This is a genomic window from Nonomuraea sp. NPDC001636 (genome assembly GCF_040298265.1).
Lineage (GTDB): Bacteria > Actinomycetota > Actinomycetes > Streptosporangiales > Streptosporangiaceae > Nonomuraea.
This window is the reverse complement of the sequence record NZ_JBEOZT010000005.1, coordinates 112,060-126,246: the sequence shown is the minus strand read 5'-3', so window position 1 is coordinate 126,246 and position 14,187 is coordinate 112,060. Positions and strand designations below refer to the sequence as shown.

At 73.0% G+C, this 14,187-nt stretch carries 15 protein-coding genes; 10 read left to right on the top strand and 5 right to left on the bottom strand.

The genetic code is table 11. The features are described from left to right. Nucleotides 1-15 precede the first annotated feature (15 nt). Together ABT158_RS12735 and ABT158_RS12730 are read left to right on the top strand one after the other, a co-directional pair. Nucleotides 16-1,704 (top strand): ABC transporter ATP-binding protein, encoded by a 1,689-nt coding sequence (locus ABT158_RS12735; RefSeq protein WP_352352903.1) that lies wholly within the window; start codon nt 16-18, stop codon nt 1,702-1,704. Between the two features lie 2 nt (nt 1,705-1,706). Then, the gene (locus ABT158_RS12730; protein ID WP_352352902.1) at nt 1,707-3,461 is read left to right on the top strand and encodes an ABC transporter ATP-binding protein; all 1,755 of its coding nucleotides are present in this window, start codon (nt 1,707-1,709) and stop codon (nt 3,459-3,461) included. Here ABT158_RS12730 and ABT158_RS12725 read toward each other — a convergent pair. After that, nucleotides 3,458-4,333 (bottom strand): MBL fold metallo-hydrolase, encoded by an 876-nt coding sequence (locus ABT158_RS12725; RefSeq protein WP_352352901.1) that lies wholly within the window; start codon nt 4,331-4,333, stop codon nt 3,458-3,460. The genes ABT158_RS12730 and ABT158_RS12725 overlap by 4 nt on opposite strands. A gap of 64 nt (nt 4,334-4,397) precedes the next feature. Here ABT158_RS12725 and ABT158_RS12720 point away from each other — a divergent pair, with 64 nt between their 5' ends. Both ABT158_RS12720 and ABT158_RS12715 read left to right on the top strand, forming a co-directional pair. Then, nucleotides 4,398-4,826 carry a MarR family winged helix-turn-helix transcriptional regulator gene (locus ABT158_RS12720; RefSeq protein WP_352352900.1) on the top strand — a complete coding sequence of 143 codons (429 nt, stop codon included), beginning with the start codon at nt 4,398-4,400 and terminating at the stop codon, nt 4,824-4,826. A gap of 49 nt (nt 4,827-4,875) precedes the next feature. Next, complete coding sequence (locus tag ABT158_RS12715) at nt 4,876-5,739, top strand: ABC transporter permease subunit (RefSeq protein WP_352352899.1); 864 nt, start codon at nt 4,876-4,878, stop codon at nt 5,737-5,739. Here ABT158_RS12715 and ABT158_RS12710 read toward each other — a convergent pair. After that, entirely contained in the window at nt 5,736-6,482 is a 747-nt protein-coding gene (locus ABT158_RS12710; RefSeq protein WP_352352898.1) for a TetR/AcrR family transcriptional regulator, read from the bottom strand. The genes ABT158_RS12715 and ABT158_RS12710 overlap by 4 nt on opposite strands. A 134-nt stretch (nt 6,483-6,616) precedes the next feature. Here ABT158_RS12710 and ABT158_RS12705 point away from each other — a divergent pair, with 134 nt between their 5' ends. Then, the gene (locus ABT158_RS12705) at nt 6,617-7,318 is read left to right on the top strand and encodes an NAD(P)-dependent oxidoreductase (protein WP_352352897.1); all 702 of its coding nucleotides are present in this window, start codon (nt 6,617-6,619) and stop codon (nt 7,316-7,318) included. A gap of 99 nt (nt 7,319-7,417) precedes the next feature. Here ABT158_RS12705 and ABT158_RS12700 read toward each other — a convergent pair whose 3' ends face one another. After that, a complete protein-coding gene (locus ABT158_RS12700; protein WP_352352896.1) occupies nt 7,418-9,484 on the bottom strand; it encodes a S9 family peptidase in 2,067 nt (688 codons plus the stop codon). Between the two features lie 44 nt (nt 9,485-9,528). Here ABT158_RS12700 and mshB point away from each other — a divergent pair, with 44 nt between their 5' ends. From mshB to ABT158_RS12680, 4 genes are all read left to right on the top strand, one after another. Beyond that, complete coding sequence (mshB, locus tag ABT158_RS12695; RefSeq protein ID WP_352325601.1) at nt 9,529-10,458, top strand: N-acetyl-1-D-myo-inositol-2-amino-2-deoxy-alpha-D-glucopyranoside deacetylase; 930 nt, start codon at nt 9,529-9,531, stop codon at nt 10,456-10,458. A gap of 11 nt (nt 10,459-10,469) precedes the next feature. Continuing rightward, the gene (locus ABT158_RS12690; RefSeq protein ID WP_352352895.1) at nt 10,470-10,889 is read left to right on the top strand and encodes a DUF6113 family protein; all 420 of its coding nucleotides are present in this window, start codon (nt 10,470-10,472) and stop codon (nt 10,887-10,889) included. Nucleotides 10,890-10,906: 17 nt separating this feature from the next. Continuing rightward, entirely contained in the window at nt 10,907-11,401 is a 495-nt protein-coding gene (locus tag ABT158_RS12685) for a flavin reductase family protein (RefSeq protein ID WP_352325598.1), read from the top strand. Between the two features lie 158 nt (nt 11,402-11,559). Further along, nucleotides 11,560-11,757 (top strand): hypothetical protein, encoded by a 198-nt coding sequence (locus ABT158_RS12680; protein WP_352352894.1) that lies wholly within the window; start codon nt 11,560-11,562, stop codon nt 11,755-11,757. A 38-nt stretch (nt 11,758-11,795) separates the two neighbouring features. Here the strand turns inward: ABT158_RS12680 and ABT158_RS12675 are convergent, their stop codons facing one another. Then, nucleotides 11,796-12,203 carry a VOC family protein gene (locus tag ABT158_RS12675; RefSeq protein WP_352352893.1) on the bottom strand — a complete coding sequence of 136 codons (408 nt, stop codon included), beginning with the start codon at nt 12,201-12,203 and terminating at the stop codon, nt 11,796-11,798. Nucleotides 12,204-12,255: 52 nt separating this feature from the next. On the opposite strand from ABT158_RS12675, the gene ABT158_RS12670 reads away from it, so the two are divergent. After that, nucleotides 12,256-12,918 (top strand): TetR/AcrR family transcriptional regulator, encoded by a 663-nt coding sequence (locus ABT158_RS12670; protein WP_352352892.1) that lies wholly within the window; start codon nt 12,256-12,258, stop codon nt 12,916-12,918. A 245-nt stretch (nt 12,919-13,163) separates the two neighbouring features. Here ABT158_RS12670 and ABT158_RS12665 read toward each other — a convergent pair whose 3' ends face one another. Then, a complete protein-coding gene (locus ABT158_RS12665) occupies nt 13,164-14,147 on the bottom strand; it encodes a hypothetical protein (protein WP_352352891.1) in 984 nt (327 codons plus the stop codon). Between the last annotated feature and the right edge of the window lie 40 nt (nt 14,148-14,187).

Sequence of the window (14,187 nt, the reverse complement as noted above, 5' to 3'; positions counted from 1 at the left end):
CAACCTTGTCAGGTCATGCGCTCCCTTCCTGAGGCCGATCCCGGCCTGCCCGACATCCGCAGCCCGCTCCGCTACCTGTGGTGGAACGCGCGGCGTCAGGGGCGTGCCCTGCTCGCCGGCATCGGCTTCGCCACCCTGTGGTGGCTGGTGCAGGCGCTCGTGCCCGCGGTGCTCGGCAAGGGCATCGACGCGGTCACCGCCAAGGACACCCGGGCGCTGCTGACCTGGGCGGCGATCCTGCTCGGGCTGGGGCTGCTGCAGGCGTTCACCGGGATCATGCGGCACCGGATGGCGGTGTTCAACTGGTTGTCGGCCGCCTACCGCACCGTCCAGGTGACCGCGCGGCAGGCCGCCAGGCTCGGGGCGACGCTGCCCAAGAAGGTCTCGACCGGCGAGGTCGTCAGCGTCGGCAACTCCGACATCGCCCACATCGGCAGCTCCATGGACATCCTGCTGCGCGGCACCGGGTCCGTCGTGGCCATCGTCGCGGTCACCGTGATCCTGCTGACCACCTCCGTCCCGCTCGGGCTGCTTGTGCTGTTCGGCGTGCCGCTCATGGCGCTCGCCGTCTCGCCGCTGCTCAAGCCGCTGCACCGGCGGCAGAAGCGGCAGCGCGAGCTGACCGGCGACCTGTCCACCAGGGCCGCCGACATCGTGGCCGGCCTGCGGGTGCTCCGCGGCATCGGCGGCGAGCAGGTGTTCGCCGGCCGCTACGGCGAGGAGTCCCAGCGCGTGCGGCACGCCGGGGTGGGCGTGGCCCGGGTCGAGTCGCTGCTCGAAGGCGCCCAGATCCTGCTGCCCGGCCTGCTCATCGCGGTCGTCACCGGCATCGGCGCCACGTTCGCGGTCGGCGGCGAGATCAGCACCGGCGACCTCGTCGCGCTCTACGGCTACGCCGCCTTCCTCATCGGCCCGCTGCGCACCTTGACCGAGGCCGCTGACAAGCTCACCAAGGGCCACGTCGCGGCCCGCCGCGTCATCCGCATCCTGGCCATCGAGCCCGAGGTCGCCGGCGGCACCGAGACCAGCGGCGGCGGCGTGCTGCGCGACTGCTACAGCGGCGTCACCCTCCAGCCCGGCATGCTCACCGCCGTCGCCGCCGACGCGCCCGAGGAGGCCGCCGCCATCGCCGACCGCCTCGGCCGGTACGCGCCCGGCGACGTCACCTTCGGCGCCGTCGAGCTGGCCTCGCTGCCCATTGCCGAGATCCGCGCGCGCATCCTGGTCGCCGGCAACGACGCCCGCCTGTTCACCGGCAGGCTCAGGGACGAGCTCGACGTCCGCGACGCGGCCACCGACGAAGACGTGCGCGCCGCCCTGCACGCCGCCTGCGCCGAGGACATCGTCGAGGCGCTGCCCGACGGCCTCGACGCCCAGGTGTCCGAGGCCGGGCGCGAGTTCTCCGGCGGCCAGCAGCAGCGCCTGCGCCTGGCGCGGGCCCTGGTCGCCGACCCCGAGGTGCTCATCCTGGTCGAGCCCACCAGCGCCGTCGACGCCCACAGCGAGGCGCGCATCGCCGAGCGGCTGGCCAAGGCGCGCGCGGGCCGCACCACCATGATCTGCACGACCAGCCCGCTGGTGCTCGACCGGGCCGACCACGTGGTCTACGTGGCCGGCGGCCGGGTGCTGGCCGAGGGGACACACCGGCACCTGCTGGACGCGTCCCCCGAGTACGCCGCGACCGTGACCCGAGGGGAGGGCTGACCGTGGCCCGCGAGATCCTGCCGGTCGCCGACCGGAGACAGGTGCGCGCCTACGCGCGCAGGCTGACGCTGAAGTACCCGCGGCAGCTCACCGTCGCCCTGGCCCTGCACGGCCTGGCCGCCGTCGCCGGGCTCGTCGTGCCGTGGCAGCTCGGCAGCCTGGTCCAGACCGTCCAGGACGGCGGCGAGGTCGACGGGCTGCTGGTGGCCGTCGTCATCGGCGCGTTCCTGTTCCTCCAGGGCCTGCTGGTCCGCTTCGCCGTGCTGGCCTCGGCCAGGTTGGGCGAGAAGGTGCTGGCCGAGCTGCGGGAGGAGTTCGTCGACCGGGTGCTCGGCCTGCCGCTGTCCACGGTCGAGCGGGCGGGCGCCGGCGACCTGATCACCCGTACCTCCCGCGACGTCGACTCGTTGTCCAGGACCGTCCGGCACGCCGTGCCCGAGACGCTCATCGCGCTGGTCACCTTCGTGATCACCATGGGCGCGCTGGTGCTGGTCAGCCCGCTGCTCATGTTGCCGATGCTGGTCGCCGGCCCGCTGATCTGGTTCGCCACCCGCTGGTACCTCAAGCGGGCGCGCGACGGCTACCTGCGCGAGAACGCCGCGTACGCCGACATGACCGAGGGCCTGGCCGAGACCGTCGAGGGCGCGCGGGCCGTGGAGGCGCTCGGCCTCCAGGAACGCCGGCGCGCGCGCACCGACGGCGACATCCGCCGCTCCTACGCCGCCGAGCGCTACACCCTGGGCCTGCGGACGCTCTGGTTCCCCGCGGTCGAGCTCGGCTACGTGATCCCGGTGGTCTCCACGCTGCTGGTCGGCGGCCTGTTCTACACCAACGACTGGGTGACGGTCCAGCAGGTCACCGCCGCCCTGGTCTACGCCCAGCAGCTCATCGACCCGCTCGACCGGTTCCTCATGTGGATCGACGAGCTCCAGGTGGGCGGCGCGGCCATGGCCCGGCTGCTCGGCGTGGCCAACGTGCCCGACGACCGCGCGCCCTCCGCGGCCCGCCCGGCCGGCGAGCTGCTGCGGGCCGACGACGTCAGGTACGCCTACCGCGAGGGCCGCGACGTGCTGCACGGCGTGTCGCTGACCGTCGAGCCGGGTGAGCGGCTGGCCATGGTCGGCCCGTCGGGGGCCGGCAAGTCGACGCTCGGGCGGCTGCTGGCCGGCATCCACGGGCCGCGCACCGGCGAGGTCAGCGTGGGCGGCGTGCCGCTGGTCGAGCTGCCGCTCGACGACCTGCGCGGGCACGTCGCGCTGGTCACCCAGGAGCACCACGTGTTCAAGGGCACCGTCCGCGACAACCTGCTGATCGCCCGCCCCGGCGCGGACGACGCGGCGGTACGCGCGGCGCTGGCCGCCGTCGACGCGCTCGACTGGGTGCGGACGCTGCCCGAGGGCCTGGAGACCGAGGTCGGGTCCGGCGGCACCGCCGTGCCGCCCGCGCAGGCCCAGCAGCTCGCGCTGGCCCGGCTGGTCCTGGCCGACCCGCACACGCTGGTGCTCGACGAGGCCACCTCGCTGATCGACCCGCGGGCCGCGCGCCACCTGGAACGTTCGCTGGCCGCCGTCCTGGAGGGCCGTACGGTGATCGCCATCGCCCACCGGCTCTACACCGCGCACGACGCCGACCGGGTGGCCGTCGTGGAGGACGGCCGGATCACCGAGCTGGGCCCGCACGAGGAGCTGGTCGCCGAGGGCGGCTCGTACGCGGCCCTGTGGGCGAGCTGGCACGGCACCCCCGCCGCCACTCCCTAGGCCACGGGCTCCCAGACCGGTCCTTCGGCCGTGTTCCGCGCGCGGCCGAAGACCACGTCGGCGAAGTGGATGCCGAAGCCGATCGTGTCCGGCCGCAGCAGCTCCTCGACCAGCCGCCGCCGGTGCACGGTCGACGCCACGCTGTCCAGGTCGGAGCCGGCCGGCCACTCGGGACGGCGCACCTGCACGGGGGAGTGCAGGGCGTCGCCGAAGGCCAGCAGCCGCTGTCCGCCCGAGGTGATCGTGTAGGCGGTGTGCCCGGCGGTGTGGCCGGGCGCGAACGTGGCCCGCACGCCGGGGAAGATCTCCTCGCCGTCGCCGAACGTCCTGACCCGGGGGGCCATGGTCGTCAGGGCCTCCGCCGGCGTGCCGAAGTCGAGGGTCCGGTGGCGCTCGGTCCATTCGGGCTCGGCGAACAGGAACGCGGCGGACGGGAACGCGGGCCCGCCGGCGGCCGGGCGCCAGGCCCAGCCGATGTGGTCGATGTGCAGGTGGGTGAAGGCCACCGCCTCGACGTCCTCGGGACGGCGGCCCAGCCGGGCGAGGTTGTCCAGCAGGTCGCCGCCGCGCAGTTCGCCGATCAGCGGGTCGGCCGGGTCGTCCGGCTGGTGCACCGGGCCCACCCCCGCGTCGATCAGCAGGGCCCGCTCGCCCGCCTCCACCAGCAGGCCGCCGATGCCGGCCACGAGGTTGCCGGTCTCGTCCAGGTGGTCGGCGTTCTCGGCCCAGTCGCGCTCGGTGGTGCCCGGCAGCCAGCCGTACGGCTTGAGCCGCACGCTCCCGTCGGGCACGAACGTGACCTTGAGGTCGCCGACCCGCAGCGACCGGAGGGTGGACGGGCGGCGCAGACGAAGGCTCTCAGAAGTGCTCATGGCGGAAACTTATAGCTAGAACCTTTCAAGTTGCAAACATCCAAGCTTGAGGTAGTTTTGGGGTATGACAACGTCCGAAGCCGAAGCGCGGGCCGCGGCCGAGCGGAACCTCTGCGGCCTGGTGGGCACGCTCGCCAGGCACATCGAGGGGCACGTCAGGGAACGCGCGGCCGCGCTCGACCTCACCACCGCCCAGGCGGTGGCGCTGCGCGAGCTGACCGGCCCGATGACCATGAGCGACCTGGCGGGGCGCATGGGATGCGAGCCCTCCAACGCCACGTTCGTCATCGACCGGCTGGAGCAGCAGGGGGTCGTGGAGCGCCGCCCCCATCCGAGCGACCGCCGGGCCAAGCTGCTGGTGCTCACCCAGGAGGGCGCCGGCCTGCGGGAGCGCCTGCTGGGCCTGCTGACCGAGGGCTCGCCGCTGGCCGCCCTCACGCCCGACGAGCAGTCCGTGCTCCAGGAGCTGCTGGAGCGGGCGGCGCCGCGGTAGCGCCCGCCGGGGGTTGCGATGATCGTCCGGCGCTGTCAGCATCGTCGGAGTGAGCACCTGGCAGCGCGCCTGGGAAGGCGTGCTCGGACTCCTCGCCCTGCTGGGCCTGGCACTCGTCCTGATCACTACGGTCAGTGACCGCCTGCTCGACATCCTCGCCCACGCCGGGCAGCTCGGCCTGATCGTCATGGGGTTCGGCCTGTCGCTGCGCACCGGCACGCCCAATCTCGCCGTGGGCGCGGTCGCCGCCGCGAGCGCCGCCTTCGTGGCGTCCACGGCGGGCGCCGGGGTGCCGCTGCCGCTGGCTATGCTGCTCGCGCTCGTGCTCGCCGGGCTCCTGGGGGCCGCCATGAGCGCGTTCACGATGCTGCTGACGGCCCCGGCCTGGGCCGTCACGCTCGGGGCCGCCGTCGTGTGCGAGGCGGTGGCCGTCGCGCTGCTCGGCGACGGGACGATCCCGCTGGAGAGCGCCGCGCTCTATCCCGGCCCGCTCGGGTTCGCCGTGTTCGCGGTCGTCTCGATCGCCGGCGGCCTGCTGTGGAACCGGCAGGAAGTGCGCAAGGAGCTCGGCGCCGGATGGCCCGGCGCGGTGCTCGGCCTCGCCGGGTCGAGCATGCTCGCCGCCGCGGGCGGCATCGCGCTGCTGCTGCGCCTCGGCGCGGCGCCGCCGGGCGACCAGGGGCTCTACAGCACCGTGTTCGCGCTCGCCGCCGTCCTGCTGGGCGGCACCAGCCCGTACGGCGAGCGCGCCGGCGTGGCGGGCACCGTGCTCGCCGTGCTGATCCTGGCCGTGGCGCAGGGCCTGCTCGCCTACCTCGGCGCCCCCTTGTGGGTGTTCCTGCTGGTCATGGGGCTGGTCGTGTTGATCGGCCTGGGGGCGTCGAGGCTGCTCGACGCCCTGCGGGCCGCCTAGTACTCCAGGACGCCTTCGTCGGAACCGGCCCGCTGAGCGTGGAGACCCAACGATCTCACCAGCTGGGTGAGTTCGGCGTGGAAGAGCTTGTCCGGCGAGAGCGTCTGGGCGCGCAGGTGGCCGTAGATCTCCAGCGTGACCAGGCCGTGCAGGTGTCCCCAGATCCGCAGCGCCAGGGCCACCCCGGCCGGCGGTAGCGCGGGGAACGCCGGGCGGACCTTGTCGAGCAGGCCCGGGTCGAAGTCGTCCCAGCCGAAGTCGCCGTCCCCGTGCGACCGTTCGGCGCCTCCCCAGGCCGTGTCCGCCAGCGCGGCGATGCCGACGCAGACCCGCCGGGCCGCGTCCGGTGCGGCGCCGCCGGCCGGGGCCCGGTAGCCGGGAACGGGGTCGCCGTAGATCAGCCGGAAGCCCTCGGGGTTGGCCAGCGCCCAGTCGCGGAAGGCGTGCGCCCAGGCTTGGATCCGCTCCGCCGGCCCGCCCTGCGCCGTGGCGGCCCAGGCGGCGTCGACGGCGTCCGCGAGCGCGGTGTACACGTCCGCGATGAGGACGGTGACCAGGTCGTCGCGGGTGGCGAAGTAGCCGTAGATGGCGTTGGCGGTCATGCCCATCTCACGGGCGATCGCCCGCAGGGTGATCGCGTCGGGACCGCCCGAGCCCATCAACCCCAGCGCTGTGCGCTTGATCTCCGCGGTCGTCTCGGCCCGCAGTCGCTCGCGTCGTTCAGTGCTCCGGGTGCCTGCCATGGGCCCACTTTACAGCGTCACCCGGCTGATTGCCGTACATAAACTTCACGCCGTATAGTCGAGTGCACGGCGTGAGGTCGTCCGGCCTCATACGTCCATCCGGCATGACCACGGCACGAATCAAGGGGAGAACCATGCACATCGGCGTCATCGGAGCCACCGGCACCATCGGCAGCCGGGTCGTCAGCGAGGCCCTTCGACGCGGACACCGCGTCACGGCGTTCAGCCGGGACGCCTCCGCGATCACCGACCAGCGGGAGAACCTCAGCTGGGCGAGCATCGACGTGCTGAACGCGGCCAGCATCGCCGCCGTCCTGCCCGGCCTGGACGTCCTGATCAGCGGCTTCCAGCCCGGGAACGCGGCGAAGAACTTCGCCGACACCGTCCAACGCTCGATCGCGGACCCGACCGTCTATGCGGCTGCCGCCCAGGCCCTGCTCAAGGCGTTGGAGAGCCACCCCCGCACCCGGCTGATCGTCATCGGCGGCGCCGGCAGCCTGGAGATCGAGCCGGGCGTCGTCCGAGCCGACCACGAGGAACTCATCCACGCCTCGCTCGACGAACTCGGCCTGCCCCGCCAGTACGCCGCCGCCGTACGCGGCCACCGGGAGGCGCTGAACGTCCTGCGCGCCTCGAACCGGCTCTGGACCTACTTCAGCCCCGCCGAGCAGATCGCCCCCGGCGAGCGCACCGGCCGCTTCCGCATCGGCGGCGACCAGCCCGTGCTGGACGCCGACGGCCTGAGCCGGATCTCGGCGGAGGACGCCGCGGTCGCCCTGGTGGACGAGGCGGAGCTGCCGCACTTCGTCCAGCGCCGGTTCACCGTCGGCTACTGAGCCTGCTGCTGACCCGGCATCCGCCTGCCGGCGTCCGTACGCCGGATCAGCCGCACTCTGCCGATCCCATCGATCACGCCCCCGCGCGGGCTGCTGACACTAGCCGAGCGCCTTCTTCAGGAAGTCGACCTGGAGCAGGAGCAGGTTCTCGGCCACGACCTCCTGGGGCGTCATGTGCGTCACGCCCGACAGCGGCAGCACGCTGTGCTGGCGGCCGGCCGCCAGCAGTGCCGAGGACAGGCGCAGCGTGTGGGCGGCCACCACGTTGTCGTCGGCCAGGCCGTGGACGAGGAGCAGCGGGCGTTCGAGCTTGGGCGCGTCGGCGAACAGCGAGGAGTTGTCGTAGACCTCGGGCTGCTCGTCGGGGTGACCCAGGTAGCGCTCGGTGTAGCAGGTGTCGTACAGCCGCCAGTCGGTGACCGGCGCGCCGGCCACCGCCGCGTGGAAGACGTCGGGACGCCGCAGCACGGCGAGCGCGGCCAGGAAGCCGCCGAACGACCAGCCGCGGATGGCCACCCTCGACAGGTCGAGGTCGTCGGGGTACTGCTCGGCCACGCCCTGCAGGGCGTCGATCTGGTCCTCCAGCGCCGGGGTCGCCAGGTCGCCCAGCACCGCCCGCTCGAACGCCGGACCGCGGCCCGGCGTGCCGCGTCCGTCGGCCACGATCACGGCGAAGCCCTGCTCGGCGAACCACTGGCTCTCCAGGAACGCGCCGCGCCGGTTGAGCACCCGCTGCGCGTGCGGGCCGCCGTACGGGTCCATCAGGACCGGCAGCCGGCCCGAGCCCTGCTCGTACCAGGACGGCAGCACGACGGCCGTGGCCAGCTCCCGCCGGCCCGAACGCCCCAGCGACACCCGCAGGTCGAGCCCCGGACGCTCGGCGTACGACGGGATCGGGACCGCCATGCCGTCGCGCCGCACCACCGTGGTCGAGACGCCCTCGGCGTCGAGACTCTGCTCCGACAACACGCCGACGCCGCCGGACATCCGCCCCGAGAACACCCCGGACCGGGTCGAGACCGGCAGCAGCGAGTGGCCGTCCCAGGTCCACAGGTGGATGTCGGTCGGGTCGCCGCCGCTGGCGCTGAACAGCACGCTGTCGTGGTCGACGTCGAGCACCGACCGGACCTGGAGGGTCGGCGGCGTGACCGCGCGGTCGCCGACGAACAGCCGGTGGCCGCCCTCCGACGTGGCCACCCAGACCAGCGAGCCGTCGTCGAGGTGCGCCGGCACGCCGGTCACGATGTCCACCCAGGCCGGGTCGGTGTCCTCGCGGACCAGCGTGGACACGCCGGTCGCCGGATCGACGGAGAACAGCCGCAGCGTCTTCTGGTCGCGCGTCATCGTCACGATCGACAGCGCGTGGTCGTCCCAGGCGGCCGTCGTGAGGTACTCCTCCTCGAACGGCACCGCCACCCGCGAGCCGTCGAGCCCGAGCACGAACAGCTCGGTGCGGGCGTTGGGCGTGCCGGCCGCCGGGTAACGCTGGGCGACGGCCGGACGCGAGGGGTTGGCCGGGTCGGCGATGTACCAGGTGTCGACCGGCTCCTCGTCGGCCCGCTCGACCAGCAGCGCGTCGCCCGACGGCGACCACCAGTAGCCGCGCATCCGGTCCATCTCCTCTGCGGCGATGAACTCGGCCAGGCCGTAGGTGACGGTCGGCGACTCCGGCGTGGCGAGCACCTCGCCGCGCCCCGAGTCGAGGTCCTGGACGTGCAGGGCGCCGCCGGTGACGTAGGCGACCTGCCGCCCGTCGGGGGACAGCCGGGGGTCGATGACCGCGCCCGGCGTCTCCAGCCTGCGGGTCTCGCCGCTGGCCAGCTCGACGACGTAGAGCCCGCCGGACAGGGCGAAGGCCGCCCTGGTCAGCGCGGCGTCGGCGCCGTAGGCCACCACGCCGCCGGCCGCCTCACGGCTGCGCTCGCGCCGCGCGCGCTCCTCCGGCGGCAGGTTCTCGTCGTCGGCGTGGAGGGTGCGGGGATCGACCACCAGGCGTTCGACGTGGGTTTCGGTGTCGAGCTCCCACAGGCAGGTGACCGGGTCGGTGCCGGACCTCGTCCGCAGGAAGACCACTCGTCCGCCGTCGGGGGAGATCGTGAACCCCCTGGGCACTCCCAGGGTGAACCGGCGGGTCCGTGCCGACAGTCGCGGGAAGCTCTCACTCATGGGCTCAATCCTGCCAGTATCCAGCCATTGTTACGCTCATGACTATGACTGATCGCCGCCTCCTGCTCGTGCACGCTCATCCGGACGACGAGTCGATCGGCACCGGCGCGACCATGGCCAAATACGTCGCGGAAGGCGCCCACGTCACGCTGGTGACCTGCACGCTGGGGGAGGAGGGGGAGGTCATCCCCGCCGACCTCGCCCACCTGGCGGCCGACCGCGACGACCTGCTCGGGCCGTACCGGATCGGGGAGCTGGCGGCGGCCTGCCAGGCGCTCGGCGTCGAGGACCACCGCTTCCTCGGCTCGCCCGGACGCTGGCGCGACTCCGGCATGATGGGCGTCGCCACCAACGACCGTCCCAACGCCTTCTGGCAGGCCGACCTCGACGAGGCGGCCGGCGAGCTGGTCAAGGTCATCCGCGAGGTGCGCCCGCAGGTGCTGGTGACCTACGACGCCAACGGCTTCTACGGCCATCCCGACCACATCCAGGCCCACCGGGTGGCCCGCCGCGCCTTCGAGCTGGCCGCCAAGCCCGACTACGTCCCGGGCGGCCGGCCCGCCCCCCGCCAGGACGAGCCGTGGCAGATCGCGAAGTTCTACCACACGGCCGTGCCCAGGTCCGTCATGCGGCGCACGGCCGAGGCGCTGCCCGGCTCCGGCACCGGCTTCCTCGTCGAGGACGTCGACGACATCCCCTTCGGCAGCCCCGACGAGGACATCACCACCGAGATCGACGCCCGTCCCTGGGTCGGCAACAAGCGGGAGGCCATGCGCGCCCACGCCACCCAGATCACCGTCGACGGCCCCTGGTACGCCCTGTCCAACAACATCGGGCAGGAGGTGCTCGGCGTGGAGCACTTCGTCCTGGCCATCGGCGTGCCCGGCCGGCCGGTGCCCGGGCCGCCGGTCGACGCCGGCGGGCTCGGCGAGCCGCACAACCGCGAGAACGATCTCTTCGCGGGCATCCACTAACCTCGTTCCCCATGGAGCATCGCAGCCAGGCGGAGTCGGCGCTGGGCGGGGCGGCGTACGGCATGCTGTTCGTGCTGGGTGTCGTGCTCGGCGTCGTCGGCGGGTTCACGCACGCGCTCGACCATCTGGGCGCGGTGCCGTGGGTGGCGATCGGGTGGGTGCTCGCGCTGTTCCTCCTCCCGCTGGGGGCGGCCAAACTCATGCGGACGAAGCTCGCCGCGTTCGCGGTCGGGCTCGGCTGGCTGCTGGTGACGATGCCGTTCACGCTCGAACTCAGTGCCGGAGATCTGGTGATCTCTCAGGGGGCGGCGGGGTACGTCTACCTGTATGGCGGATTGCTGGCTCTTGTGGTGGCGTTCCTGTGCTCGCCCTCATCCGGTGGGGGTTCGTGGTTGTTGCGGGGATACCCACCTCCAAAGAATCCGACGTAGAGGCATAAAGTAACGTCGTGCATTCCATAGAGCGGCATGTGGACCCGGGAAACTACCGTAAGGTCGTCGGCCGCTTCGCCACGGGAGTCGCGATCGTCACGACCCGGCTCGGCGGCGTGGACCACGCGATGACCGTCAACTCCTTCACGTCGGTGTCGCTCGACCCCCTGCTCGTGCTCTTCTGCGCCGAGAAGGTGGCCCGTTTCCACGACGCCGTGATCGAGGCCGGGGTGTGGGGCGTGTCGGTGCTGCACGCCTCGATGGAGGACGCCTCCCGCTTCTTCGCCCATCGCGGCCGTCCGCTGAACGGGCAACTGGCCCGGTGGGAGCACCATCGCGGGGAGTCGGGGGTGGCGCTGTTCACGGGCGCCCTGGCCACGGTCGAGGTCGCCACGACGGCGGTGTACGACGGCGGCGACCACTCGATCGTGCTCGGCCAGGTGACGGCCCTCGGCACCCCCGCGGACGGCTCGCCGCTGCTCTACCACGACGGCCGCTACAAGAACCTCTGACTCCCCGGCTACACCTGGCCGGTGCCATCGGGGACACCGAGTCGCACGCGAACTTCGTCGCGCTCAAGGAAGGGGCGGGCGGCGTCCCGGCCGGGGCGCCGCTCGGTCCCGCTCTGCGAGGTGACCGGCCGGGATCGGAACGCGCGGAAGCCCGGGGTGTGTGCCGATCAGCCTTCCTCGTGCCGCTGCCGGCCGTGCCGCTGCCGGCTGTGCCGCAGGCGGCTGTGCCGCAGGCGGGCGTCCTGGCGGGCGTCCTGGTGGGCGTCTTGGTGGGCGCGAAGACCTTCGGGCGCCCGTCGTGGTCGCGGGCCGCGGTCAGGGCTCAGGAGGTCTCGGCCGGACGAGGGTCGTTCTGACGTTCCTCGTCCGGGTCCGCCGTGGCGGGGGCGGGCCGCTAGCGCGGGGGCAGCGGCTGCGTGGTGTAGAAGCGGATCTCGTGGCCGTCCGGGTCGTGCAGGCCGGGCAGGATCCAGCCGATGGTCGCCTCGTGCACGCCGGCGTGGCTGTCGCCCAGCGTGGTCAGGTGGGCGGCCAGATCCTCGATGGCCTGCTTGTCCGGGACGCCGATGGCGAAGTAGTCGAAACCCGCGGCGGCCCTGGCCCGGTCCGGGTCCAGCCGCAGCGCCAGTACCGGGCCGCCGCTCGGATGGGCGAGCGCGTAGCCCATCGGCACGCCCCGCTCGACGAACTCGATGTCGATCTCGTAGCCGAACCGGGAGCGGTACCAGGCCAGAGAACGGTCCAGGTCGGTGACCGGGAGCTTGAGGTGGTGCACGCCGTCCAGGCGCGGGAGGTACGACACGGCAATCCCCTCTCTGCAGTTGCACTGCATCGATGCAGTTATGCTGCATTGTATGTCGGACCCCGTCAAGCGTGATCTGCGCGCCGCCCGCATCGCCGCCACCGAGGAGAAGATCCTGGCCGCCGCCACCGAGCTGTTCCTCCGCAACGGCTACGCGGCCACCACCCTGACCGCCGTCGCGCAGGCCGCCCAGGTCGGCGACCGTACCGTCTACCTGCGCTTCGGCACCAAGGCCGCGCTGCTCAAACGCTGCGTCGACGTCGCCTTCGCCGGTGACGGGGCCGCCGTCGACATCACCGGCCGCGACTGGTACGTCCGCGCCGGCACCGCCCCCACCGCCGGGGAGCGCATCGCCGCCCTGGCCGGGGGCAGCCGCCAGATGGCCGAACGCGCCGGCGACCTGCTGGCCGTCGCCCTGCAGGCCGCTCCCACCGAGCCGGACCTGGCCGCCGCCACCCGGGCCGGGCGCGAGGCCACCCGCGCGAACATGCGCGCCTTCTGGGACAAGATGGCCGCCGACGGGCTCCTGGGGGGTGGGCGCGACCTTGACTGGCTGACCGACACCACCGCCGTCCTGGTGCACACGGAGACGTACCTGCTGGGGCGGGAGATGTTGGGCTGGGACGCCGACGCCTACGAACGCTGGCTCACCGACACCCTCACCCGCCTGCTCCCCACCACCCCACCGCCCCACCCCACCACCGCTCTCCAGTGACCTGCCCGCGCCCGGGGCGTACTGGGCCACGAGTTCGGGGAACGGTGGGGCGGTAGCGCGGCGCTACCCCACCACCGCCCCACAGTGACCTGCCCGCGCCCGGGGCGTACCGGGCCACGAGTTCGGGGAACGGTGGGGCGATAGCGCGGCGCGGATCCGAGAGGGGGACGCGGCAGGCGATGGGGACATGACTCGGGCCAGGCGTTGAGGCCTGGCCCGGGGTCATGCGTTGTGTCGGTCAGAGGTTACTGGGTGGGGGGCTCCGGCGGGGTGGGGGTGTCGGTGGGGGCGCCGGTGTCCGTGGAGGTCACGGTCGGGGTCGGGGTCGGGGTCTCGGAGGGGAGATCCGTGGGTGGCGCGCACGTCGGGATGTCCGTCGGGACGTCCGTGGGGACGTCGGTCGGGGTGCCGGTGGGGTTGTCGGTCGGGACGTCCGTCGCGGTCGGCGTCGGCGTCGGCGTCGGGGTGTCGCTCGCCGGTGGGGCGGGGGCCTGGGCCGGGGCGTCCGGGACGTCCGGGGATTCCGAGACCGAGGTCGACGGCGTGGCGGTCGGCGGTTCGGACGGCGGAAGCGGGGTCGTCGGCGGGGCGGGCTGACAGGTGAACGTCACCGTCGGCCCCGGCATGGTCACCGTCGGGCCGGGCACGGTCACGGTCGGGCCGGGCTGGGTCACCGTGGCGGTCACCGTGGCCTGCTCGGTCACCGTGGACGTCACGGTCGCCGTCGCGCTCGGCGCGGCCGTGGCGGTCGGCGAGACCGTCACGGTGCGGGTCGGCCAGGGGAGCGGCTTGACCTTGACGGCCGGCTTGCCCCTCGCCTTGTACGTGCCCTTGCCCAGCTTCTTCGTGGTCTGCCCGGCCCCGGTGGTGACGGGGAACTGGGCGGTGGCGCTCCTGCAGGACTTGCTCCTGCACACCTTCTGCTTAACGGTGAAGCGGGCCGCTCCGTCGTACTTGACGGACACATTCAAGTACGAGACGCCCTTCTTCTTGACCACCTTCGTCGTGGCGGTGTAATCCCCGACCGAGGGCGTCGCCGTGGGCGTCGCTGTCGGGGTCGCCGTCGGGGTCGCCGTCGGGGTCGCGGCGACGGGTAACGCCACCTGCGCGCCGGAAGGAGAATCGGTGGAACGTAGGGGATCGGTGGCTGATGTCTGGGTGATCGCGACTCCGCCGGCTCCGGCCAGTGCAACAGCGCCGAGCAGCGCGCCCAGGATGGAGAATCTCATAATCCTGCTCTTGTGGGAGATTTCAGGACGCAGATCATTA